The 277-nt window shown below is 68.2% G+C and carries 1 protein-coding gene; it reads right to left on the bottom strand.

The genetic code is table 11. The features are described from left to right. Positions 1-277: sugar phosphate nucleotidyltransferase (locus AC0IYH_RS31355; protein ID WP_471838123.1), on the bottom strand; the 277-nt coding region annotated here is incomplete at both ends.

The raw sequence follows: 277 nt of genomic DNA, 5'->3' as shown, positions 1-277 counted from the left end.
CGTCGGGAGCAATCCCGAAAGTCACCAGCCAACCGTCGTCGACCAGCGGGAGTGCGCGCAGAATGGCGGCGTGAAATGCGTCAACATCGGCGATGACGTGGTCGGACGGCATGACGAGCAGCGCATCCTCGCCATTATCGGCGGCGAGTGCGGCCAGGGCAATGGCCGGGGCGGTGTTGCGACCCGCCGGCTCCAGGATGATCGCGGCCGGGCTGCTGCCGATCGCGGCCAACTGCGTTTCGACCTCCTCGGCATGCGCGGCGTTGGCGACCACGAC

It is taken from the genome of Pseudomonas sp. AC463, assembly GCF_979253585.1.
This window is presented reverse-complemented; position numbering and strand designations above follow the sequence as displayed.